Consider the following 18,800-nt stretch of genomic DNA (forward strand, 5'->3'; position numbering starts at 1 on the left):
TATTTACATTACTTAACCTTATCTTATCGCCTCAGGCCCCGGTTCGACAAATTGCTTAACTTGACCAGCAAAATGACGGAACCGCTTCAAAAAAATCGCTCTATCATTGCAGAACCATTGCAGAACAAATTGGTGGCTCGCCAGCTTGTTCAGCAATTTGCGATTCCAATACCGAATCTCGCATTAATATTGGTACATAAGAACTACATCTACCCCAGACGACCGTGACCGTTGCCATCGAACTTGCCAATGCAGATGACCTCCGAACCGCGCTAGGACGCTGGCTCGAAGACTATGGCTACAGCGTCCATCGCCAGGTGCCCTGCCCAGAAGAAGGGGTAGTAGACCTGCTCACCTCGGTCTATGCCATTTACTGCCCCCCTACCCTGACCCCCACTGACCTGTGGGCAACCGTCGATAAAATTCAGCTCCACCAGACGCACTTCCCTGACCAGCGGCCGGTGATTGCTGGGCTGACCCCAGAGACCGATTGGGAATCTGCCCAGGCGATCGCCGAGCAGATTAAGCCCAAGGGCATTGAGATCTGGTTTCTCGACCAAATGCCGCCCTTTGTGGAGTACTACACCCAGCTCACCGCCGAGCCGCTGCCCCAGCCCCAGGGGCGGTTGACTCGGCGCAACCCCCTGTCGGGCTGTCTGATTTCCCTGGGCATGGCGGCAATTTTGAGCGCCAGCTTCTGGCTGGCCTACCGCATTTTGGATCGCCACCAGATGCAGACCGCCAGCAACAGCCAGGACAGTCGAGCCTGGGAGCAGCTCCACAGCTCAGTAGAAGTTTGGGATATGGATACGACCCTGACCAGCTTAGAACGCCTCAAAGCCAGTCGTAGCCCCTGTGTGTCGCAGTTTGCCGAACGGTTCGAAGCCAGCCTGCGCCAGCGGGGGGCGGAGGGTTTTAGAGACATTAATCCGATCAAGCGCGCCCTCAACATGGAGAACAGCTGCCGCTTGGAGATCCGGGAATACGACTTTTCTCAGTAGTGAGCTGCGATCGCTAGAGACAGGGGGGCGATCGCGCCGCCCAATTATTGCAACTAGAAGTCAATAGATTGCCGCCTCAAGGCCTCCAAATCTCTGGTCAATGGCTTGCTGTTGGCAGAACTATTTTTGTCGTCAAACTTCCGCCCATTTGGAAGCGCTTCACCGTGGGAGCCTTTGCGATCGCAACAAAACTTAAACCTCTATCTATTGAGAATGATTCCGATCTGTGGTCAAATCTCCTTATTGAGTTTTCTTCTCAATAAGCACCGTGTTGATACTGACCTTAGTAAGGATTCATTGGCTATGCAAACCTATGGCAATCCCGAAGTGAGTTACGACTGGTGGGCCGGTAACGCCCGCTTTGCTAACCTGTCGGGATTTTTTATTTCCGCCCATGTCGGCCAGGCGGCGCTCATCGCTCTCTGGGCCGGGGCCTTCACCCTGTTTGAGCTGTCCTGGTTCAACCCAGCTATTCCCATGGGCGAACAGGGGCTGATCTTGCTGCCCCACCTGGCCACTCTCGGTCTGGGCATTGGCGACGGCGGCCAGGTAGTCGATACCTATCCCTACTTTGTGGTGGGGGCGGTTCACCTGATTTCTTCCGCCGTGCTGGGGGCTGGGGCGCTGTTTCACACCTTCAAAGCCCCCGCCAACCTACAAGATGCCGCTGGCCAGGCCCGCAAGTTTCACTTCGAGTGGGATGACCCGGCGCAGCTAGGGCTGATTTTAGGCCACCATCTGCTGTTTTTGGGGGCTGGGGCGCTGCTGCTAGTGGCCAAAGCCACCACCTGGGGCGGTCTCTACGACGCCACCACCCAGACCGTACGGCTGGTGCAGCCCACCCTCGATCCGCTGGTGATCTACGGCTACCAGACCCACTTTGCCAGCGTCAACAACCTCGAAGACCTGGTGGGCGGCCACGTATTCGTCGGCGTGCTGCTGATTGCCGGAGGCGTCTGGCACATTTTGGTGCCGCCGCTCAAGTGGGCCAAAAAGGTGCTGCTGTTTTCGGGTGAAGCGATTTTGTCCTACTCCCTGGGCGGCATTGCCCTGGCGGGGTTTGTGGCGGCCTATTTCTGCGCTGTCAATACCCTGGCCTACCCGGTGGAGTTTTACGGCCCGCCCTTAGAAATTAAGCTCGGCGTTATGCCCTACTTTGCCGACACTGTGGTGCTACCGCTCAATGCCCACACCTCGCGTTGCTGGTTAGCCAATGCCCACTTTATTTTGGCATTCCTCTTCTTGCAGGGCCATCTGTGGCACGCCCTGCGCGCCATTGGGTTCGACTTTCGCCGGGTAGAAAAGGCCCTGAGCACCGTCGAATCCTAGTTTCAGCGTTGGGTTAACTTCTCCTCTCTTGGGGGGTACATAGGGCTCCAACATCCTGCCCCCCTTTCCTAATTTTCCGTTCAACTCGATTTAGGATCAGATTTCCCATGACTCAGATTGGCCTCTTTTTTGGCACCCAGACCGGCAACACCCAAACGATCGCCGAGGCAATTCAATCGGAATTTGGGGGCGATGGCGTGGTCACGCTACAGGATGTCGCCGATGCCAGCCCCGACGACTTTGCCGACTACCCCTACCTGATCATCGGCTGCCCCACCTGGAATATTGGCGAGCTGCAATCGGACTGGGAAGGCCTGTATGACGAGCTAGACGAGATTGACTTCAGCGGTAAGCAAGTGGCCTACTTTGGTGTCGGTGACCAGGTGGGCTACGCCGACAATTTTCAGGATGCCATGGGCATTTTGGCCGAGAAAATTACCGGCCTGGGGGCCACCACCGTGGGTCAGTGGCCCACCGATGGCTATGAGTTTGATAGCTCTAAGGCGGTGCAAGACGGCAAGTTCGTCGGGCTGGCCCTGGATGAAGACAATCAGCCAGAGCTGACGAGCGATCGCATCAAAACCTGGGTTGCCCAGCTCAAATCCGCTTTTGACATCTAGCGGCGGTACATTGCAGCCCAAGCGCTAACCCCCTACACCTCATTCCTCCATCTCCCTGTCCACCTATCGACTGATTCATGACCTTACCCACCTGCCCCGACGCCCTGTGGCTCAATGTCAGCCCCAGCTTTGAGCGGTTTGACCAAAAACTGCTGGGCTGCCTAGCTCGCTACGTTGAAGTCGCCCACTGGGCCTACCGGCAAACCCCCGATGAACCCAGCTCCCTCGATATTGCCGTTACCCTGCTGCACGATTATTTAAAGGGCTATGACCGCCCTATACACCTGCTGGGCCACGGCATGGGTGGGCTAGTGGGGTTGCTCTACGCCCGCCGAAACCCCCACCGGGTCAAGTCGCTAACGCTGCTCTCGGTGGGCGTTAACCCCATGGTCGATTGGCAGGCCCACTACTATGCCCAGCTCGAACGACTGCCCTGTCGCCGCCGACAGGTGCTCACTCAAATGGTCTACAGCCTGTTTGGCCATCAGGCTCGGCCGCTGCTGCCCGGCTGGATCAATCTACTAGAGCAAGATTTGCTCCACTCGGTGTCGCCCCACTCGCTACTCAAGCGGGTCAGCCTCTGCCCCAGCAGTGTGGCCGTGCCCCTGATGGTCTGTGGCGGCGAGGAGGATGCCATTGTTGACCCCACCCAGATTCAGGGGTGGCAGCCGTGGTTGAAAAAGGGGGGCGATCGCCTAGCGCTTTTCTCCGGTCGCCACTTTTTTCACGCCCTACATCCCCATCCCGTAGCCAATCAGATTTTGAGCTTTTGGGGAACGACCAACAATTTGCTGGTTGCCCCCCAGGGTCTTAGAGCCGTTCCCTAGTCTGTGTTACTGCGTTCGGCTTCGCACGCCGGTTTTCGTTCTTCACGTTTCGTTCTTTGGTTGTATGCCTTCTGTAGATATCTTGCTAGCGATCGCGGTGCCCCTCGGCATCTGGGCCATGGTGCTGGTCTTTGTACTGGCCGTTTTGCTAGCCGTTAACGACGGAGTTCAACGGCTGCGGCGATTGCACCAGGTGCCCTGCTTTCGCTGTCAGTACTACACCAATAGCCCGTATCTTAAGTGCCCAGTACACCCCCTGGATGCCGGTTCAGAAGCCGCCCTCTGCTGCACCGATTACGAACCCGCAATCGATCCAGCCCGGTCTTCCCACCCTAAAACCCGATTTAGAACGGTTTCTTCATTGTTGAAATTCCCCTCCAGGAAGAGTCGAGTAGGCGGCTAAACCCAGCTCTAGCGCATTGATTGACTGAACGATCACAACGTTGAGGTGGTCTGCATTAGTATCATCGGTTCCGCTGCATAGACATTGGACGTTGACCATCGATCTAAGAGCAGCCTTATAGAATTAGCGCAGGCGATCGCAGACGCTGCGGGCCAAACTCGGTCTATTTCAGGCTATTCGAACGCCCTCTGAATAGATAAATATTGCCCAGCGCGTTAGTCTCGCGGCGAATGTTCCCATACTAAATCCAGCTCTGCCAGGCTCCCACTGAGCGGTCTAAGGCAGAACTCTGAACTGTTGATTCGGCAGGGGTTAGACATCCATGGCGCAGGTTATTTCGATTCACTCCTTTCGTGGAGGCACCGGCAAATCGAACCTGACGGCCAACATTGCCACATCGGTAGCGAGCCAAGGCAAGCGCGTCGCCATTGTCGATACTGATATTCAGTCCCCCGGTATTCATGTTCTGTTTGGCCTCGACGACAGCGACTTTACCCACTCCCTCAATGACTACCTGTGGGACAGGTGCAGCGCCAAAGATGCCGCCTACGATGTCACCGCCCTGACCACCGCCGACGGCACCCCTGCCCAGATCAGCGGTTCTGTTCACCTGGTGCCCTCCAGTCTCAAGGCCGGCGAGATCGCCAAGATTCTGCGGGAAGGCTATGACGTGGGGTTGCTCAACGACTGCTTTCACGACCTAATCGATCAGCTCAACCTCGACTACCTGTTCATCGATACCCATCCCGGCCTCAACGAAGAGACGCTGCTCTCCATCGCCATTTCTGACCGCATGGTGATTATTCTGCGCCCCGATCGCCAAGACTTTTTGGGCACCGCCGTCACCCTCGAAGTGGCCCAAAAACTCGACGTGCCCAATATTACCCTCCTGGTCAACAAGGCCCCCGATATTTACCGCCGCGAAACCCTGATCGATAAGGTGCAGGCCCAATACGGTGTGCCCGTGGGTGGACTATTCTACGAAAATGATGAAATGCTACAGTTGGCCAGCGGCGGTATCTTTTGGCTCCATCACCCCGATCACGCCTTTAGCCAGGAGGTGCACGCCGTAGCCCGCCAACTCACTGCTGCGGAGTAGCCTCCATGACTAGCCCCGCCCAGGGGGAGGCCCCCCATCCCCGGCACCAGCCAGAGGCTTCGTCCGGGCCTAGAACTATGACCGATCTCCTCATCCTAGCCGACCCAGAGCGAGCTTTGGTTAATTGGCTGCTGCGCCAGCGGGGTGCCTCCCTGGCCGACATCCTTGCCCATACTCAGGCAGAGCCCGCCACCGTGCATGCCACGCTAGACAACCTCATAGCAGAGGGGTTTTTAAGCGTCAGTGAAGCCACTGACCCCGCCATCTTCAAACCCAACCTGATCTCACGCAGGCCCCGCACCATTCCCGATCAGCTGTGGAAGTCCGTTGAGTAAGCCGCCTGAGTCGAGTGAGCAGCTCCCTAATCAGTTCTTTCCGGCGAAGGGCTGAGATCGCGGCTGAGGGCAGGGGTGGCAGGAGTCTCTATTCTCTCAGCATCAAACACTTCGGGAACGCCGCCGTTGAGTACCGTGATCACCTGGGGCGGAGTGGCATCGGGAGGATAGACCAGATCAATCTCCAGATCTTGGCGGGCCTCAGCGGGAATGTTGAGCTTTAGCAGGGCTTCAGCCTCCTGCCCTCGGCGCTGTACTAGGTGAACGTAGTGGGTGCGCTCGAGCCCCATCTGGTTCCTAAACTTCAGCCGCACGGTGCCGCGAAAGAATACCCGGTCTTCGGGGGGACGGCGGAAGCGCAACCCTTGAACCAGATCCTCGTCGCGGATGGGGGTTTGAAATTTGAGGGTAACGGCTTGCTCAGTGTTGCGGTTGTTGTAGAGGGGGAGCTTGAGGCTGTAGCGCACGCCGTAGTTGCCGTGGGCGCGGTAGGCCGTGTCAGGGTAGCGGGCCACCATGGGAGCGCTCTGAATTTGGCCGGTGCCAAAGGTGTTGCGATCGACGGAGCTAATCACGTAGGAAAAGGCATTGCCGGGGGCCGGAATCGTTAGCACATCGGTGTCGGGGGAGTCGGTGAGGGTCGTCTTCCAGTTGGCGCCTTTTGCAACCCCGGCCACTCGGCCGTAGTAAAACCGGCCAAACCGATAGGTTTCGGGGTCAGAGGGGGGAATATCGCGGGGGCCGGCCAGGTTGCCCTGCTTGAGCACCTGAAGCCAGTCTTGCAGGGAGGGGACGCGCTCGTTGCCGTTGGGCATCACGTCGGCGTAGCGAGCCAGGCTGGCCACATGCACGGGGCCGGTGCTGGAGAGGTACATCATGGATGTGCGGCCATTGCTGGGAATGGGGCGCGGTGCGATGGGCCGAGGTGGCGCAGCAGTACCATTCTCGCCTGTTTCAGGGTTGATTTGAGCATCGGCGGCAGTCAGGGTGACAGGGCGCACAGGCGGCTTAGGAATCATGCTTCCCTGGGGGTAACTGCCGTTGACCGGCACGGTGAGCTGCCGCAGCGGAATGGGAGTGTTCATCAGCAGCTGCACATGGCCGGGCGGCACTGTGATGCGATCGGGCCAGTGGGACTGGTTAGCGCCGCGCAGAATGTCGGTGGTGGTGCGGCTACCGGGGCCAGCGTAGACATTGCCGTTAGAGCTGAGGCGGGCGTCGGGCAGATTGATGAAAGGAGCCTCTTGGCTGAGATAGCTGACGCCCTGGTGGATGGTGATGTCGATGGGTTCGCTGCCGGGGTTGTACACCACAACGCCCATAAATAGGGTGCGGCGGTCGTCGGCGTTGACGCCCCGGGCAATGTGGTGGGCAAAGAGATCGAATCGGCCATTAAAGGCGTAGTCGAGGTGCGCATCGGGAGATGCCATGCCGTCCTTGGGAAAGGTGGACAGCAGAATGCCGTTTTGCTGCACAACTTCGGGGCTATTGCTGTTAAACACAGGGGTTTCATCCAGGCCGCCGGGAAGGGGGCGGACTTCCTGGTAGCGAATCACCTCGGCGTAGCTGCCGTCGCGCGGAATGACAACAGTTTTGGTTTCGGGAGGTGGGGTAGTTTCCCCCGGAGGCAGTTGAGCAAACAGCGGAGAAAGAGTGAAAGCGACTAACGCACTCAGCATGGATAACCCGTGGAACGACCAAAATACTAGTGAATTCAGTGTGCCCAGGTAAAACAGGCCTGAAGCAGTAGACGACAACCCCGGCAACGGTCAACGTCGGTTGGGGTGGAGCCAGTGCTAAAGCGACCGGAAGCCTAGGTAAATGCGGCGATCGGCAGTCAGCGGTGGCAGTGGCTGTATTGACCCGATCCACAATAGCACCTTGTGGGGCGGGGTCTTTGGCCACATTTCCAGGAAAATCATTGAATCTTCACAGATTTAAGCCTGGGCCTACTGGCCTCGCAGTGGGGCATCTAACACCTTAGTGATGCGATCGCCCGCATCTTCCAAATAGGCCAGGGTGGCTGTATCGAGCCGCTGGCCCTGGCGGCTGAGGTGACGGGCGATCGCCTCCTGGAGCTGCCGCAGCTGGTAGCGGGCCAGCACTCGGGCTTCTTCGGGGGCACCAAAGGTGGCCTCTTGGGCAACAAAGCCCAAAAAGTCGGTGACGCCTTCGCCGGAGCCGTGGTTGCGCAGCACCAGGCTGGTGAGGGTGTTGAGGTGGTGGCGCTGCAGCCCCTGCCGCAGGCTGGGAATCGGCGCTGCTTCGGCGGGTGGATTCAGCACTTCGGCCCAAACCGCCTGGCCTAGGGTGTCAAACAGCTCGGCCAGGGTAAAGACGTCGGTGCCTCGCTGTTTGAGTTCGCTGTCGCGCAGGCGCAGCAGCCGGTAGCCCTCCAGCAGGTTGCTGAGGGTAAAGGCCTGGGTAGAGACGATGCGATCGTAGATCGGGTAGTCGATGCGATCGCTAAACGGATCTTCTCCCCAGTGCCACCAGCGATCGGGGGCCAGGCGGTTGACCAATTCGGGGGAGAGGCTGACGGCATCGGGGGCAAAGACCTGCTGGGTCAGGGTGGCCAGGGCGCGTCGCTGCTCTGCCGCCGCCACCGGCTCAAAGGGAGCCTGCCCCCGCGAACTCCAGGGGTCGGTGCGGGTAAAGCTCTGCCCACCAATGTAGTTGGCGATCGTATCGGCCTGGCTACCGTAGTAGAAAAACACTAAATCCACCCGCTGGCGCAGCTGGCCGTAGCCCTCGCCGGGGTTCACCGAAAACCAGTCGAGGCGATCCCAAATGGCCTGGGCGATCGCCAGCTGCTCCTCGGCATAGCCCAAGGGGTCGTCGCTCAAATCCCAGGGGCTGGCCTTGGGGTCAACCCTGGTATAGGCATCTTCGTCGGTGGCGTAGGCTAGGCCGGGGGCTCCTGCCCGGTTAGCAATGTTCTGCAGCTCTCGCTGGGCGGTGGCCCGACTGGTGACCGGGCGGTAGCCGTACTCAATGGCCCAGCGATCGTAGGGACCGAGCCGGGTGGGGAAATAGTCGCCCTGGGGTTGGTCGATGGGGGCCAGGTTAGGGGGCAGGTAGTCCATGATGGAGCTGGTCATGCCCTGGGCCTGGGTGATAGCTGGGTTGTTGAGTTCGGCGGGAGAGAGCAGCGTGCTGCCCAAAAAGTTGTGCCGCAGCCCCAGCACGTGGCCCACCTCGTGGGCGGTCAGCACCCGCAGATATTGCTCTAGATAGGTCGCTTTGGCCTCGCGGGTTGAGAACGGTGGCGCTAGGGTCGCGATCGCCAAGGGACCAAAGGCATTGGTCTGCAAGGCTCTCAGCCCGGCGCAATAGTGCAGCGTATCGAACTGGGGCGAGTCTGAGCTTCCAGCCGACTGGGCGGCGAGCCGGGTCATCAGGCGATCGCCCAGGGGGTGGCCGCACAGCGCTATTTCGCCCCCCGCCAGCGCCCCCCGGTCGGCCAGGGTATCGTACTCCAGGGCCAGGTCGCGCACCACGCTGGCGTCCAGCACAACATCGGCATCGAGGATTTCGCCGGTCAGCGGGTTGACCCGCGAAGGCCCCAGCCCGCTGGCCCAGGGGTAGAGCGAATCGGACCAGCGGATCACGTTGTAGCGCACATCGGCAGGATCCCAGTCGGCGTTGGCGGGCATTTGGCGCACCTCGATCGCTCCGGTAAAGCCAGCCTGCTCGAAGGCGGCATTCCACCACTCAACGCCATCGCGAATGGCGGCCCGGTATTCCTCGGGCGTGGTGTTCTCAATCCAAAAGACCAGCGGCGTTTTGGGGGGCGAGAGGGCCGCGGTGGGGTCTTGTTTTTCTAACTGCCAGTGCTGAATGTAGCGCACAAAGGCATCCGAGCTGCCGGGGCGAACTGGGGCCCGGTAGGCGGTGATAAAGTACCCCACCCGCTCGTCGGCCAGCCGGGGCTGAAAAGCGGGGTGGATGGGAATCGCCGACAGACTGTAGCGCACCCGCAGGTTAAATCCGCGCCCGTCGGGAATGCTGCTGAGAGCTAGAGCAAAGGGGTTGGCGTCGCTGCTACCGCCCGAGAAGCCCAGCACTGTTTCTAGCTCGATGTTTTCGGGGAAGGCTTTGACTGGCCCCAGGTAAGAGGCATCGGCGTTGAGGGCGTAGCTGCCCAACACCCAGGGAAACTGGCCTACCAGGTTAGCCGGGTCGCGGGCGATGAGCCAGTCTTTGAGGTCGATGAGCAGTTCGCCGGTTTCGTCGTGAATGGCCTGAATGGGTAGGGTCGTCAGCACCGAATCGCTGAAGGAGTCTCTCAACAGCTGCTGGGCCTGGGGCTGCGGATTGCGAAAAAACGCGTTGGGAATCGCCACCTGCAAGCGGTTGTCGGGAATCTGGCGAAACTGAACCATAAAGTCGTTCACGGGCCAGCCGCGAAACAGCCCGGCCTCGCCCACCCCCGACTCTAGGGTGGCGATGAATAGCAGGTTTTGGTTGAGCTGGCTGGGCTTGAGGCCCAGAAAAGCCCGGTTGCGCTGGAGGTCGTGGTAGACCGTAAACAATCCCTGGGAGACCGTCAGCCCCTTGACCGTATCGTCAAACGACTTTAGGGTGGTGGGTTCTGGCGGTGTGGCCGAGGTCGCTGATTCGGCGTTGGGGGCGATATCGCTCGGGGGTGGCTCGCTTACCTGGGCAGAGAGGTTGCCAGAGGATGGCCCAACGGCTAGGGAGCCCTGGGGGCTTGACCCTTGACTAGGAGAGCTTAAGGAAAGGGTCACCGCGATCGCTAGGCCCCAGAGAAAAACCAGTCCTAGCCGTATGCTCTGCTTCACCAACCGCGCTCCTTCATCCCTAAGCCAGGGGGTTTTTATGTTGTCATATGATAGACCTCATTTCCCCGTTTCTCGATGCTATGCCAGAGACTGCCTCCAACCTGATTTCGCCACCGCTGCCTGACCCCTGGCCCCGGTTTGCGCCGCCCCTTAAACTCGGGGTGATGGCCTCGGGCAACGGCAGCAACCTGGAGGCGATCGCCCAGGCCATCGATCGAGGGGATCTGCATGCTCAAGTTCAGATAGTGGTGTACAACAACCCTAAGGCTGGGGTTGCCGAACGGGCCTTGCGGCTGGGGCTGCCCGCTGTGCTGCTCAACCACCGCCAGTACCCCAGCCGGGAGACCCTGGACAAAGATATTGTGGAAACTCTCCACGCCCACGGTGCCGATTGGGTCATTATGGCGGGCTGGATGCGCTGCGTGACAGCGGTGCTAATTGACGCCTTTCCCCAGCAGGTGCTGAATATTCATCCCAGCCTGCTGCCCAGCTTTCCGGGACTGCGAGCGGTAGAGCAGGCGCTGGCGGCGGGGGTAAAGGTGGCGGGCTGTACGGTGCACCACGTCGAGCTGGCGGTAGACAGCGGTCCGGTGATTATGCAGGCGGTGGTACCGATAAAGCCCGGCGATACGCCCACTACGCTTCAGGCTCGCATTCAGCAGCAGGAGCATCGCATTTACCCGGCGGCGATCGCCCTGGCGGCTCTGGGGCATACATCCTAGGCTTAGCCTGGCGGCAGATGTGGCCAGCTTCTTTGCTGTCTAAAACTGACTGAGCTGAGCTGTGACAATTTAGCTAGAGGCGCTGAGCCATCGGGTTCAGCAGTTGATTCGCCGGAAACCGAGGATCGAGCTGGAGCACAATCTGGCGCTGATCGATGGTCAGCCAGCCTTCGACCTTGAAATCTTTTAGCAGACGGGTGACGGTAACGCGGGTGGTGCCAATGGCTGTGGCTAACTGATGGTGAGTCAGCCGCATAGGAATCCGAATGCCGCTGGGTTCGACATGGCCAAAGTCTTTGGCCAACATCAGCAAAAAGTGCTTGAGGCGATCGGCCACCAGCCGCTTGCCCGAGAGCGCCAGCCAGGCTTCGGCCTGCTGCATTCTCAGGGTCAAGTTGCGAAACATGCCCGCCATCAGCACCGACGAGCCCTCGATTTCGACCATCGGCAGCGACAGCACATCGACGTCGGTGAGGGCAGTGGCCCAGTAGGGCTCCACGGTGGTCAGAGGTAACCCAATGGGCATCGATGGCCCGGCTAAACCCAGCAGGGTTTCGCTACCGTCATGCTGAATAGTGAAGAGCTGAACAATGCCCCGACAGATGATCAGCACCTCATCGCTGCGCAGCGGAATGGGCCGCCCCGCCGCCAAGGGCACGAGAGCCCGCTCGCGGTAGAGCTGCTCTAGAAGCTGGATAAAGGTTTGATGGCTGCGGAGATCAATGGTGGCATTGCGGGGAGCGGAGGTTGCGCTTGCAGACACGGGGGTACCTAGAGTTCGCCCGGATAGACTGCTAGCGGAGGCTTGAGGATTGGAAACGGCCCTGGGGGAGCAGACCCAACAATGACCCGGCATCGTGAATGGCTGGATTCTGGCCAACGCTAGCAACCTGCCCAGCCCCATCTTCGACGGCTTAAATTAAGGAACCCCCCAGCCAAGGTTAAGCCCAGGGAAATAGTTCGTTAACGTTTGTGATCTGCCGCACCAACTGCCGGACATTTGGCTATGTGCAATACCTTTGTTCCAGGGTTGTGGATGATTGGGGGTGGATGGGTAGGGAGATCTGACGGTTGTCTACATTCAGACAGGCAAACCGTTAGGTGCGGGACAAATAATCGCGCACGTCGGTCACCTGCCCAGCCAGCGCCGCCGCCGCTACCATCGCCGGGCTCATCAGCAGGGTGCGGCCCGAGGCCGACCCCTGACGTCCTTTAAAGTTGCGGTTAGAGGATGAGGCGCTAATCTGTCGGCCCTGGAGCTTGTCGGGGTTCATGGCCAGACACATTGAGCAGCCTGCCTCGCGCCACTCAAAGCCCGCAGCGGTAAACACCTGGTCTAGCCCTTCGGCTTCGGCCTGCTGCTTCACCCGTTCAGAACCGGGCACCACAAAGGCTTTGATGCCCTCGGCCACTGTCCGACCCTCGACCACTTTTGCCGCTTCCCGCAGATCGCTGATGCGCCCGTTGGTGCAGCTGCCGATAAAGCACACGTCAATGGCGGTGCCCTTCAGGCTCTGGCCGGGGGTGAAATCCATATAGACAAAGGCGTCTTGGGCCAGCACCTGCTCTTCGTCGGGCAGGCTGTCGGGCACCGGCAGGGTTTCGTTGATGGCAATGCCCTGGCCGGGGGTGATGCCCCAGGTCACGGTGGGGGCAATGTCGGCGGCGTCAAACACCACTACGTCGTCGTACTCGGCGTTGGCATCGCTGCGCAGGGTATTCCACCAGGCCACGGCCTCATCCCAAGCCTCGCCCTTGGGGGCAAAGTCGCGTCCATTGAGATAGTCGTAGGTGATTTGGTCGGGGTTGACGTAGCCGCAGCGCGCCCCGCCCTCGATCGCCATATTGCAGAGGGTCATGCGCTCTTCCATCGACATGGCCTCGATCGCACTGCCAGCAAACTCGTAGGCATAGCCCACACCGCCCTTCACCCCAAGCTTGCGAATAATGTGCAGCACCACGTCTTTGGCGTATACCCCAGGCAGCAGGGTGCCGTTGACCTCCACGCGGCGCACCTTGAGCTTGCCGAGGGCCAGGGTTTGGGAGGCCAGCACGTCGCGCACCTGGCTGGTGCCAATACCGAAGGCGATCGCCCCAAAGGCCCCGTGGGTCGAGGTGTGGCTGTCGCCGCAGGCAATGGTCATACCCGGCTGGGTCAAGCCCTGCTCGGGGGCAATTACATGCACAATGCCCTGGCTACCCGAACCAATGTTGTAAAAGCGAATGCCGTGATCCTGACAGTTTTGGTCGAGGGCCTGCATCATGGCCTCGGCTAGGGGGTCAGCAAAGGGACGGGCCTGGCTCTCGGTAGGGACGATGTGGTCAACGGTGGCGACGGTGCGATCGGGATACATCACCGTAAGCTGACGCTCGCGCACCATGGCAAAGGCCTGGGGGCTAGTGACCTCATGCACCAGGTGCAGCCCAATGAATAGCTGGGTCTGCCCCGAAGGCAACGTGCTAACGGTGTGTAAATCCCAAACCTTGTCGAACAGCGTACCCTTACTCATGACAGACCTATGGGCGATAACGGTAAAAACTGCGGCGAATGCGTTGCCAATTGTCTATCTTAGCCCAAAGCCTCTGCCCCATATCTTTGCGACCTATTCCCGCAGCCTGGATGAGAACTGTATCCCACGGTTCTTGTCACCCCTTTATCGATTCTTTACGATTTGCTGGTAGGTTCCAACTTGGTATAGCTAAGGCCTCTGGTCAGGCATAGCGAACTTTGACCAGAGTTGACCTACACAAGAAACTGGTTCGATTAAACAGGAGATATGTCATGGGTTTTCTAGGCAAGCTGTTTGGCAAAAAAGAAGAAGAGAAAGCTAAGGCCACCCCTAAAATCAACGTGAAGCAGGCCGCTACGGCAGCCTCTATTGACCCCGCCAAGGTGGGCATTGATGGTCAGTTTGACGAGAGCGGTCTGGCCAAGCGTGTGGCGCTGGCCCTCGACCAAGCCAATATTTCTGACACTGTTGGTCTCTGGGTGGCTCAAACCGGCTCCACTGTGGTGCTAAAGTACAATCCCGACGCTGAAGGCGTGCTGGAGCAGGCCAAGAAAGTAGCCCTCACCGTAGACGGTGCTACTAACGTAACCACCGAAGCCAATTCCTAGAGCAACCTTAGGCCATCCCCAGCCGAGTGTTGGGGATGGCTCAGGCCCAATAGCAGCTGATACCAACGCCAGAACCGGCAACCATGCCGTAGTTCTGGCGTTTTTAGTGGGAGTGGGATAGATTCAGCGGTTTGGAGCCAGTGGCTACGGTCTCAAGTTCTCCGAGACTTCTACGGGAGCATCCACTAAGGCGTCAACGTGAGAGATCTTTTCAAGTAAATGCAGGTAGTGGGCGCTGGCCGCGGGAGAAAGACCGCTGATATCAATCTGGGGAATGTCTCTGGGGCGTCGCTCTAGGTCATGGCGGTAGGCGCGATCGTAGTAGTCCAAAATGATGGCGCAGGCCTCGCGCAGGTTTCCCGATTGGATATGATGGATAGCGGTTTGGGTGCGATCGCCCCCCAGTCGCTTCCGAATCCGCTCAGTCGCCGCCACCAATTCCTCGGTAGAGGCTTCGCCGTAGATCTCCACCAGCAAATCTAGGCGCTCGTCCACGGAGCGCACCACCTCCACCGCCGGAGCCGCATCCATCTGCGCAAACAGCTCGTCGGGAATGCGGCAGGTGCCCACTCGGCGGCTTTCGGCCTCCAGCCAAATGGGGCGTTGATCCTTGGGGGCCAGTCCTTGACTGTCGCTCGGAAAGCTTGCCCACTGGTCTGCCAATAAATTCTCGTAGTGCTCCGTAGAGGGCTGGGGCGGCAGCAGCAGCGCCCCAAAGCTGCTGCCCCGGTGGTTGGCCAAACCTTCTAGATCTAATACTGACTCTCCTAAGGCCGCCAGCTCTTGAAGAATTAGCGTTTTGCCGCTGCCCGTCATTCCGCCCAAAATCACAATTGGTTTGGGCGTCGCTAGGGTCTCCCGCACCCAGCGCCGGTAGGCCTTGTAGCCGCCATCGAGGAGGTGGACGGTAAACCCTGCCAATTCCAAAATCCAGCCGATGCCGCCGCTGCGCATGCCCCCCCGCCAGCAGTGAACTCGCAGCTGGTAATCGGGGGCTAGGGACTTAGCCGCCCGCACAAATTCGCCGCACTTGGGGCCAGCAATGTCAAACCCCAGCTCTACCGCCGCCTCGCGGCCCACCTGTTTGTAGCAAGTGCCCACCTGGGCGCGCTCATCGTCTGTAAACAGTGGGAAGCTCACCGCGCCGGGAATATGCCCTCGCTCGTATTCCCCAGGACTGCGCACATCGAGAATTGGGCCAGAGCCTTGCAGAAAATCATCGATATCTAAAGGCTTTGGCATGGGTGATTGGACAAAATTCAGGGTTGGCTAAGGTTTTAGTGTAGCGGTTTGAGTAGGAGCGTTAACCGGAGCGGGGACGACGATATAACCCTCAGTGCGATCGCCCAGCACCCAATTCCTTTCCACTCCCCAATACCACCAGTGAGCGGCCACATAGGCGCAGGTGAGGCTATCGAGCTGGTCTTCCACTGCCTTCATCGCGGCTCCGGTAAACGGAATTTCGGGCAAATCGGTTTCCTTGAAATCTAGCGCAGGCTCTAGGGTGGGCAGCACCGAGAGCTGATACTGCCGCAGTTTCTCTAGCTCGGGGCGGCGCTGGGCTAAAGTACCTTTTTTGTATTTCAAGATTCGGTTGAGGCCAAACAGGTGCACCGTCGCCGGGTGGGGAAATACCTCTAGCTGAAACCGCCCCTTTGGCCGGAGCGGGCTGTGGGGTTGATGCCTGAAGCCCAGGGATTCGAGCGCTAGGCCAAAGGCGATCAGTTTGGCGGCAAAGGGGCGGCCCCGGTTGGCGGGGTAGCAGCCGGCGTCGTAGCGGCCAAAGTGCTTGTGGGCGAGGCGATCGGGCAGGCGCATCCCGGCCTCGTTAGGAATCAGCGTTGGGGCATCTACAGCCACTACGGCGTTGGTCGATCCCTCAGTCCAGTGGGAGATCCACGTCAAAATTTCGTCTACGGTCTGAAGGCGATCGAGCGACAGTAGCCGCAGATGGCCCTCGTCTAGGTGCAGACAGCAGAGCCCGGTAGGCCCACTCTGCCAGCCCAGATCAACCCCGAGAAAGCGCTGATAGACGGGGCAATTGGGGAGCGGATACGCGTTCGGGATTGACGTTCGAACACCTTGGGAATCAATCATTCTGCCAAATCCACATACTCGCGTTGGTCGCCCCGCCGGTACATGCGGGTATTGACCTTGGGATAATCGCAAATGTCAAACTCCAGCCGCATGCCGCCGACCAGGTACACTAGGTCTTCCGTAAATGGATTGCTCAGGCTGTGGGCCAACCCGCCAGTGGCAAAACCCATAAAGTCGCCGGGGCCAACCTCCATAGTTTCGTCGCCGATTTCCGCCAGCCCTCGTCCCGAGAGAATGTAAATAAATTCCTCCTCGGCCTGGTGGACGTGATACTGGGTCGAGTCGTGGCCGGGTTCGACCCGCACCAGGTGAACGCCGATGTACTCAAACCCAACGGCATCGCCCAGCGACCTGCCGTGGCGGATTGCTTTAGGATTGAGGGGATGGGTGAAGGTGGCCTCGGGCAGGGCGGCGATCGCAGCGGCGGTCAGTAACGGGTGAGAGCGGTGCATAGGCCAATCAAAATTTAGGGATTATTTGGAGCGCAACGGGGTTAGAACACACCATGAAGTCTACACTTGCACAACTTACCGCCCGGTTTGACCAGGCTTTGGTCGCGGCCTTTGGCGCAGACTTGGCGGGTACCGACCCGATGCTGGTGCCGACGAGCAACCCCAAGTTTGGCGACTACCAGGCCAATTTGGCAATGTCGTTGGCCAAGCCGCTAAAGCAGAAGCCCCGCGACATTGCTATGGCGATCGTCGAAAAACTCGATGTCAGTGACCTGTGCGAACCGCCCGAAATCGCTGGCCCCGGCTTTATCAACCTGCGCTTCAAAACCCTGTACTTGGAAGATCAGCTCCGGGCGATGCAGGCCGATCCGCGCCTGGGGGTAGAGCCTGTGAAGACTCTCCAGAAAGTAATTGTGGACTTCTCTAGCCCCAATATTGCCAAAGAGATGCACGTGGGGCATCTGCGATCGACCATCATCGGCGACTCCATTGCTCGAGTGCAGGAGTTCATGGGCAATGATGTGCTGCGGCTTAACCACGTGGGCGACTGGGGCACCCAGTTTGGCATGCTGATCACCCATCTCAAGGAAGCCTGCCCCGAGGCTTTGGAAGCAGGTTCCAAAGTCGATATTGGCGACTTGGTAGCGTTCTACAAGCAGGCTAAAAAACGCTTCGACACCGACGACGACTTCAAAACCCGCTCTCGTGAGGCCGTGGTGGGGTTGCAGGCGGGGGATGCGATCGCCACCAAAGCCTGGCAAACCCTCTGCGACCAGTCTCGCCAGGAATTCCAAAAACTCTACGATCGCCTCGATATCTCCATCCAAGAGCGGGGCGAGTCCTTCTACAATCCCCTTCTGGCAGATGTGGTGAAGGATCTCGAATCCCTCGGCCTGCTGGTGGAAGACCAGGGCGCTAAGGTGGTCTTTGCTGAGGGTTTTACCAATAAAGACGGCGACCCTCTGCCACTGATCATCCAAAAAACCGATGGCGGCTACAACTACGCCACCACCGATTTAGCCGCCATTCGCTACCGCACCCAGCAGGATGAGGCCGAGCGTGTTCTCTACGTGGTGGATGCGGGCCAGGGCAACCACTTTGCCCAGGTGTTTCAGGTGGCCGCGAAAGCGGGATGGATTCCCGACGGCGTTGAACTCACCCACGTACCCTTTGGCGTGGTGCAGGGCGAAGACGGCAAAAAGTTCAAAACCCGCTCTGGTGACACAGTCAAGCTCAAAGATCTGCTGGATGAAGCAGTCAGCCGCGCCCGTGCTGATCTGGAAACCCGCATTCAGAGCGAAGAACGGCACGAGACCGAGGAATTCATCCAGGACGTAGCCGAGGCCGTGGGTCTTGGCGCGGTCAAGTACGCCGACCTCAGCCAAAACCGCACCAGCAACTACATCTTTAGCTTCGACAAAATGCTGGCCCTGGCGGGCAACACGGCCCCCTACATGCTCTACGCCTACGTACGGGTGCAGGGCATCGCTCGCAAAGGGGGTATTGATCTAGACAACCTGCCCGCCGAGGCTCGCATTCATCTGGAAGACGACAGCGAGTTTGCCCTGGCCCGTCACCTGCTCCAGCTCGACGAGGTGCTAGGAGACGTCGCGCAAGATCTCTATCCCAGCCGCCTCTGCCAGTATCTGTTTGAGCTGAGCCAAAAGTTTAATCAGTTCTACGATCGCTGCTCAGTACTTCAGGCGGCAGAGCCCCAGCGCACTTCCCGCCTGCTGCTCTGCGACCTAACGGCCAAAACCCTTAGACTAGGGCTATCACTGCTCGGCATTCGGGTGCTGGAGCGGATGTAGATTTGATGAGGCCCAGCTAGCATCTGCCTAAAGAGAGGGGGCAAACATTCCAAAAAATGTTTTCCTCAAGATAAGTTCAACATAATTACAAAAACGGGGCATTTATCCTGAAGGTACACCCCTGATTTAAAAGTAGTTACAAGGCCATATTTAATCTTTGGTTTCCCCTATGAGAGCCATC

Annotated in this window: 17 protein-coding genes; 10 read left to right on the top strand and 7 right to left on the bottom strand. The window is 59.0% G+C overall.

The features are described from left to right. Positions 1–224: 224 nt before the first annotated feature. From VB780_RS22965 to VB780_RS22995, 7 genes are all read left to right on the top strand, one after another. Positions 225–1,001 carry a hypothetical protein gene (locus VB780_RS22965; protein WP_323353516.1) on the top strand — a complete coding sequence of 259 codons (777 nt, stop codon included), beginning with the start codon at positions 225–227 and terminating at the stop codon, positions 999–1,001. 303 nt (positions 1,002–1,304) lie between these two features. After that, positions 1,305–2,330, top strand: coding sequence for a chlorophyll a/b binding light-harvesting protein (locus VB780_RS22970; RefSeq protein WP_323353517.1), 1,026 nt, complete (start codon positions 1,305–1,307; stop codon positions 2,328–2,330). Positions 2,331–2,437: 107 nt separating this feature from the next. Next, positions 2,438–2,950 carry a flavodoxin FldA gene (fldA, locus tag VB780_RS22975; RefSeq protein WP_323353518.1) on the top strand — a complete coding sequence of 171 codons (513 nt, stop codon included), beginning with the start codon at positions 2,438–2,440 and terminating at the stop codon, positions 2,948–2,950. 77 nt (positions 2,951–3,027) lie between these two features. Further along, on the top strand, positions 3,028–3,777 hold the full coding sequence (locus VB780_RS22980; RefSeq protein WP_323353519.1) for an alpha/beta hydrolase: 750 nt from the start codon (positions 3,028–3,030) through the stop codon (positions 3,775–3,777). Between the two features lie 64 nt (positions 3,778–3,841). After that, entirely contained in the window at positions 3,842–4,180 is a 339-nt protein-coding gene (locus VB780_RS22985; protein WP_323353520.1) for a hypothetical protein, read from the top strand. 322 nt (positions 4,181–4,502) lie between these two features. Continuing rightward, the gene (locus VB780_RS22990; protein WP_323353521.1) at positions 4,503–5,279 is read left to right on the top strand and encodes a MinD/ParA family protein; all 777 of its coding nucleotides are present in this window, start codon (positions 4,503–4,505) and stop codon (positions 5,277–5,279) included. Positions 5,280–5,356: 77 nt separating this feature from the next. Beyond that, the gene (locus VB780_RS22995) at positions 5,357–5,614 is read left to right on the top strand and encodes a hypothetical protein (protein ID WP_323353522.1); all 258 of its coding nucleotides are present in this window, start codon (positions 5,357–5,359) and stop codon (positions 5,612–5,614) included. 26 nt (positions 5,615–5,640) lie between these two features. On the opposite strand, the gene VB780_RS23000 is transcribed toward VB780_RS22995, so the two are convergent. Next, complete coding sequence (locus VB780_RS23000) at positions 5,641–7,293, bottom strand: DUF3370 domain-containing protein (protein WP_323353523.1); 1,653 nt, start codon at positions 7,291–7,293, stop codon at positions 5,641–5,643. A 270-nt stretch (positions 7,294–7,563) separates the two neighbouring features. Then, complete coding sequence (locus VB780_RS23005) at positions 7,564–10,419, bottom strand: zinc-dependent metalloprotease (RefSeq protein WP_323353524.1); 2,856 nt, start codon at positions 10,417–10,419, stop codon at positions 7,564–7,566. 80 nt (positions 10,420–10,499) lie between these two features. On the opposite strand from VB780_RS23005, the gene purN reads away from it, so the two are divergent. After that, positions 10,500–11,141: a phosphoribosylglycinamide formyltransferase gene (gene purN, locus VB780_RS23010; protein ID WP_323353525.1), complete on the top strand. Its 642-nt coding sequence runs from the start codon at positions 10,500–10,502 to the stop codon at positions 11,139–11,141. Positions 11,142–11,214: 73 nt separating this feature from the next. Here purN and VB780_RS23015 read toward each other — a convergent pair whose 3' ends face one another. Both VB780_RS23015 and leuC read right to left on the bottom strand, forming a co-directional pair. After that, entirely contained in the window at positions 11,215–11,904 is a 690-nt protein-coding gene (locus VB780_RS23015) for a Crp/Fnr family transcriptional regulator (protein WP_323353526.1), read from the bottom strand. A gap of 334 nt (positions 11,905–12,238) precedes the next feature. Beyond that, complete coding sequence (gene leuC / locus VB780_RS23020; RefSeq protein ID WP_323353527.1) at positions 12,239–13,651, bottom strand: 3-isopropylmalate dehydratase large subunit; 1,413 nt, start codon at positions 13,649–13,651, stop codon at positions 12,239–12,241. A gap of 272 nt (positions 13,652–13,923) precedes the next feature. Here leuC and VB780_RS23025 point away from each other — a divergent pair, with 272 nt between their 5' ends. Continuing rightward, entirely contained in the window at positions 13,924–14,259 is a 336-nt protein-coding gene (locus tag VB780_RS23025; protein ID WP_323353528.1) for a phospholipid-binding protein, read from the top strand. 144 nt (positions 14,260–14,403) lie between these two features. On the opposite strand, the gene mnmH is transcribed toward VB780_RS23025, so the two are convergent. From mnmH to VB780_RS23040, 3 genes are read right to left on the bottom strand one after another with little or no spacing between them, the layout of a single operon-like run. Beyond that, on the bottom strand, positions 14,404–15,501 hold the full coding sequence (gene mnmH / locus VB780_RS23030) for a tRNA 2-selenouridine(34) synthase MnmH (protein WP_323353529.1): 1,098 nt from the start codon (positions 15,499–15,501) through the stop codon (positions 14,404–14,406). A 27-nt stretch (positions 15,502–15,528) separates the two neighbouring features. After that, positions 15,529–16,356, bottom strand: a complete 828-nt coding sequence (locus VB780_RS23035; RefSeq protein ID WP_323353530.1) for a DUF429 domain-containing protein — start codon at positions 16,354–16,356, stop codon at positions 15,529–15,531. Continuing rightward, positions 16,353–16,808 (bottom strand): cupin domain-containing protein, encoded by a 456-nt coding sequence (locus VB780_RS23040; protein ID WP_323353531.1) that lies wholly within the window; start codon positions 16,806–16,808, stop codon positions 16,353–16,355. Before VB780_RS23040 ends, VB780_RS23035 begins: the two co-directional genes overlap by 4 nt. 53 nt (positions 16,809–16,861) lie before the next feature. On the opposite strand from VB780_RS23040, the gene argS reads away from it, so the two are divergent. After that, complete coding sequence (gene argS, locus VB780_RS23045) at positions 16,862–18,619, top strand: arginine--tRNA ligase (protein ID WP_323353532.1); 1,758 nt, start codon at positions 16,862–16,864, stop codon at positions 18,617–18,619. Positions 18,620–18,800: the final 181 nt, after the last annotated feature.

The organism is Leptolyngbya sp. CCNP1308 (assembly GCF_034932455.1).
Classification (GTDB): Bacteria; Cyanobacteriota; Cyanobacteriia; order Phormidesmidales; family Phormidesmidaceae; genus Nodosilinea.

Excerpts from the sequence above, each read along its gene's own strand:
- purN (WP_323353525.1), top strand. The coding sequence starts at position 10,500 with ATGCCAGAGACTGCCTCCAACCTGATTTCGCCACCGCTGCCTGACCCC.
- VB780_RS23000 (WP_323353523.1), bottom strand. The coding sequence starts at position 7,293 with ATGCTGAGTGCGTTAGTCGCTTTCACTCTTTCTCCGCTGTTTGCTCAA.
- VB780_RS22995 (WP_323353522.1), top strand. The coding sequence starts at position 5,357 with ATGACCGATCTCCTCATCCTAGCCGACCCAGAGCGAGCTTTGGTTAAT.
- VB780_RS22985 (WP_323353520.1), top strand. The coding sequence starts at position 3,842 with ATGCCTTCTGTAGATATCTTGCTAGCGATCGCGGTGCCCCTCGGCATC.
- VB780_RS22970 (WP_323353517.1), top strand. The coding sequence starts at position 1,305 with ATGCAAACCTATGGCAATCCCGAAGTGAGTTACGACTGGTGGGCCGGT.
- VB780_RS23025 (WP_323353528.1), top strand. The coding sequence starts at position 13,924 with ATGGGTTTTCTAGGCAAGCTGTTTGGCAAAAAAGAAGAAGAGAAAGCT.
- VB780_RS23040 (WP_323353531.1), bottom strand. The coding sequence starts at position 16,808 with ATGCACCGCTCTCACCCGTTACTGACCGCCGCTGCGATCGCCGCCCTG.
- VB780_RS22980 (WP_323353519.1), top strand. The coding sequence starts at position 3,028 with ATGACCTTACCCACCTGCCCCGACGCCCTGTGGCTCAATGTCAGCCCC.
- mnmH (WP_323353529.1), bottom strand. The coding sequence starts at position 15,501 with ATGCCAAAGCCTTTAGATATCGATGATTTTCTGCAAGGCTCTGGCCCA.
- fldA (WP_323353518.1), top strand. The coding sequence starts at position 2,438 with ATGACTCAGATTGGCCTCTTTTTTGGCACCCAGACCGGCAACACCCAA.
- VB780_RS22990 (WP_323353521.1), top strand. The coding sequence starts at position 4,503 with ATGGCGCAGGTTATTTCGATTCACTCCTTTCGTGGAGGCACCGGCAAA.
- argS (WP_323353532.1), top strand. The coding sequence starts at position 16,862 with ATGAAGTCTACACTTGCACAACTTACCGCCCGGTTTGACCAGGCTTTG.
- VB780_RS23035 (WP_323353530.1), bottom strand. The coding sequence starts at position 16,356 with ATGATTGATTCCCAAGGTGTTCGAACGTCAATCCCGAACGCGTATCCG.
- leuC (WP_323353527.1), bottom strand. The coding sequence starts at position 13,651 with ATGAGTAAGGGTACGCTGTTCGACAAGGTTTGGGATTTACACACCGTT.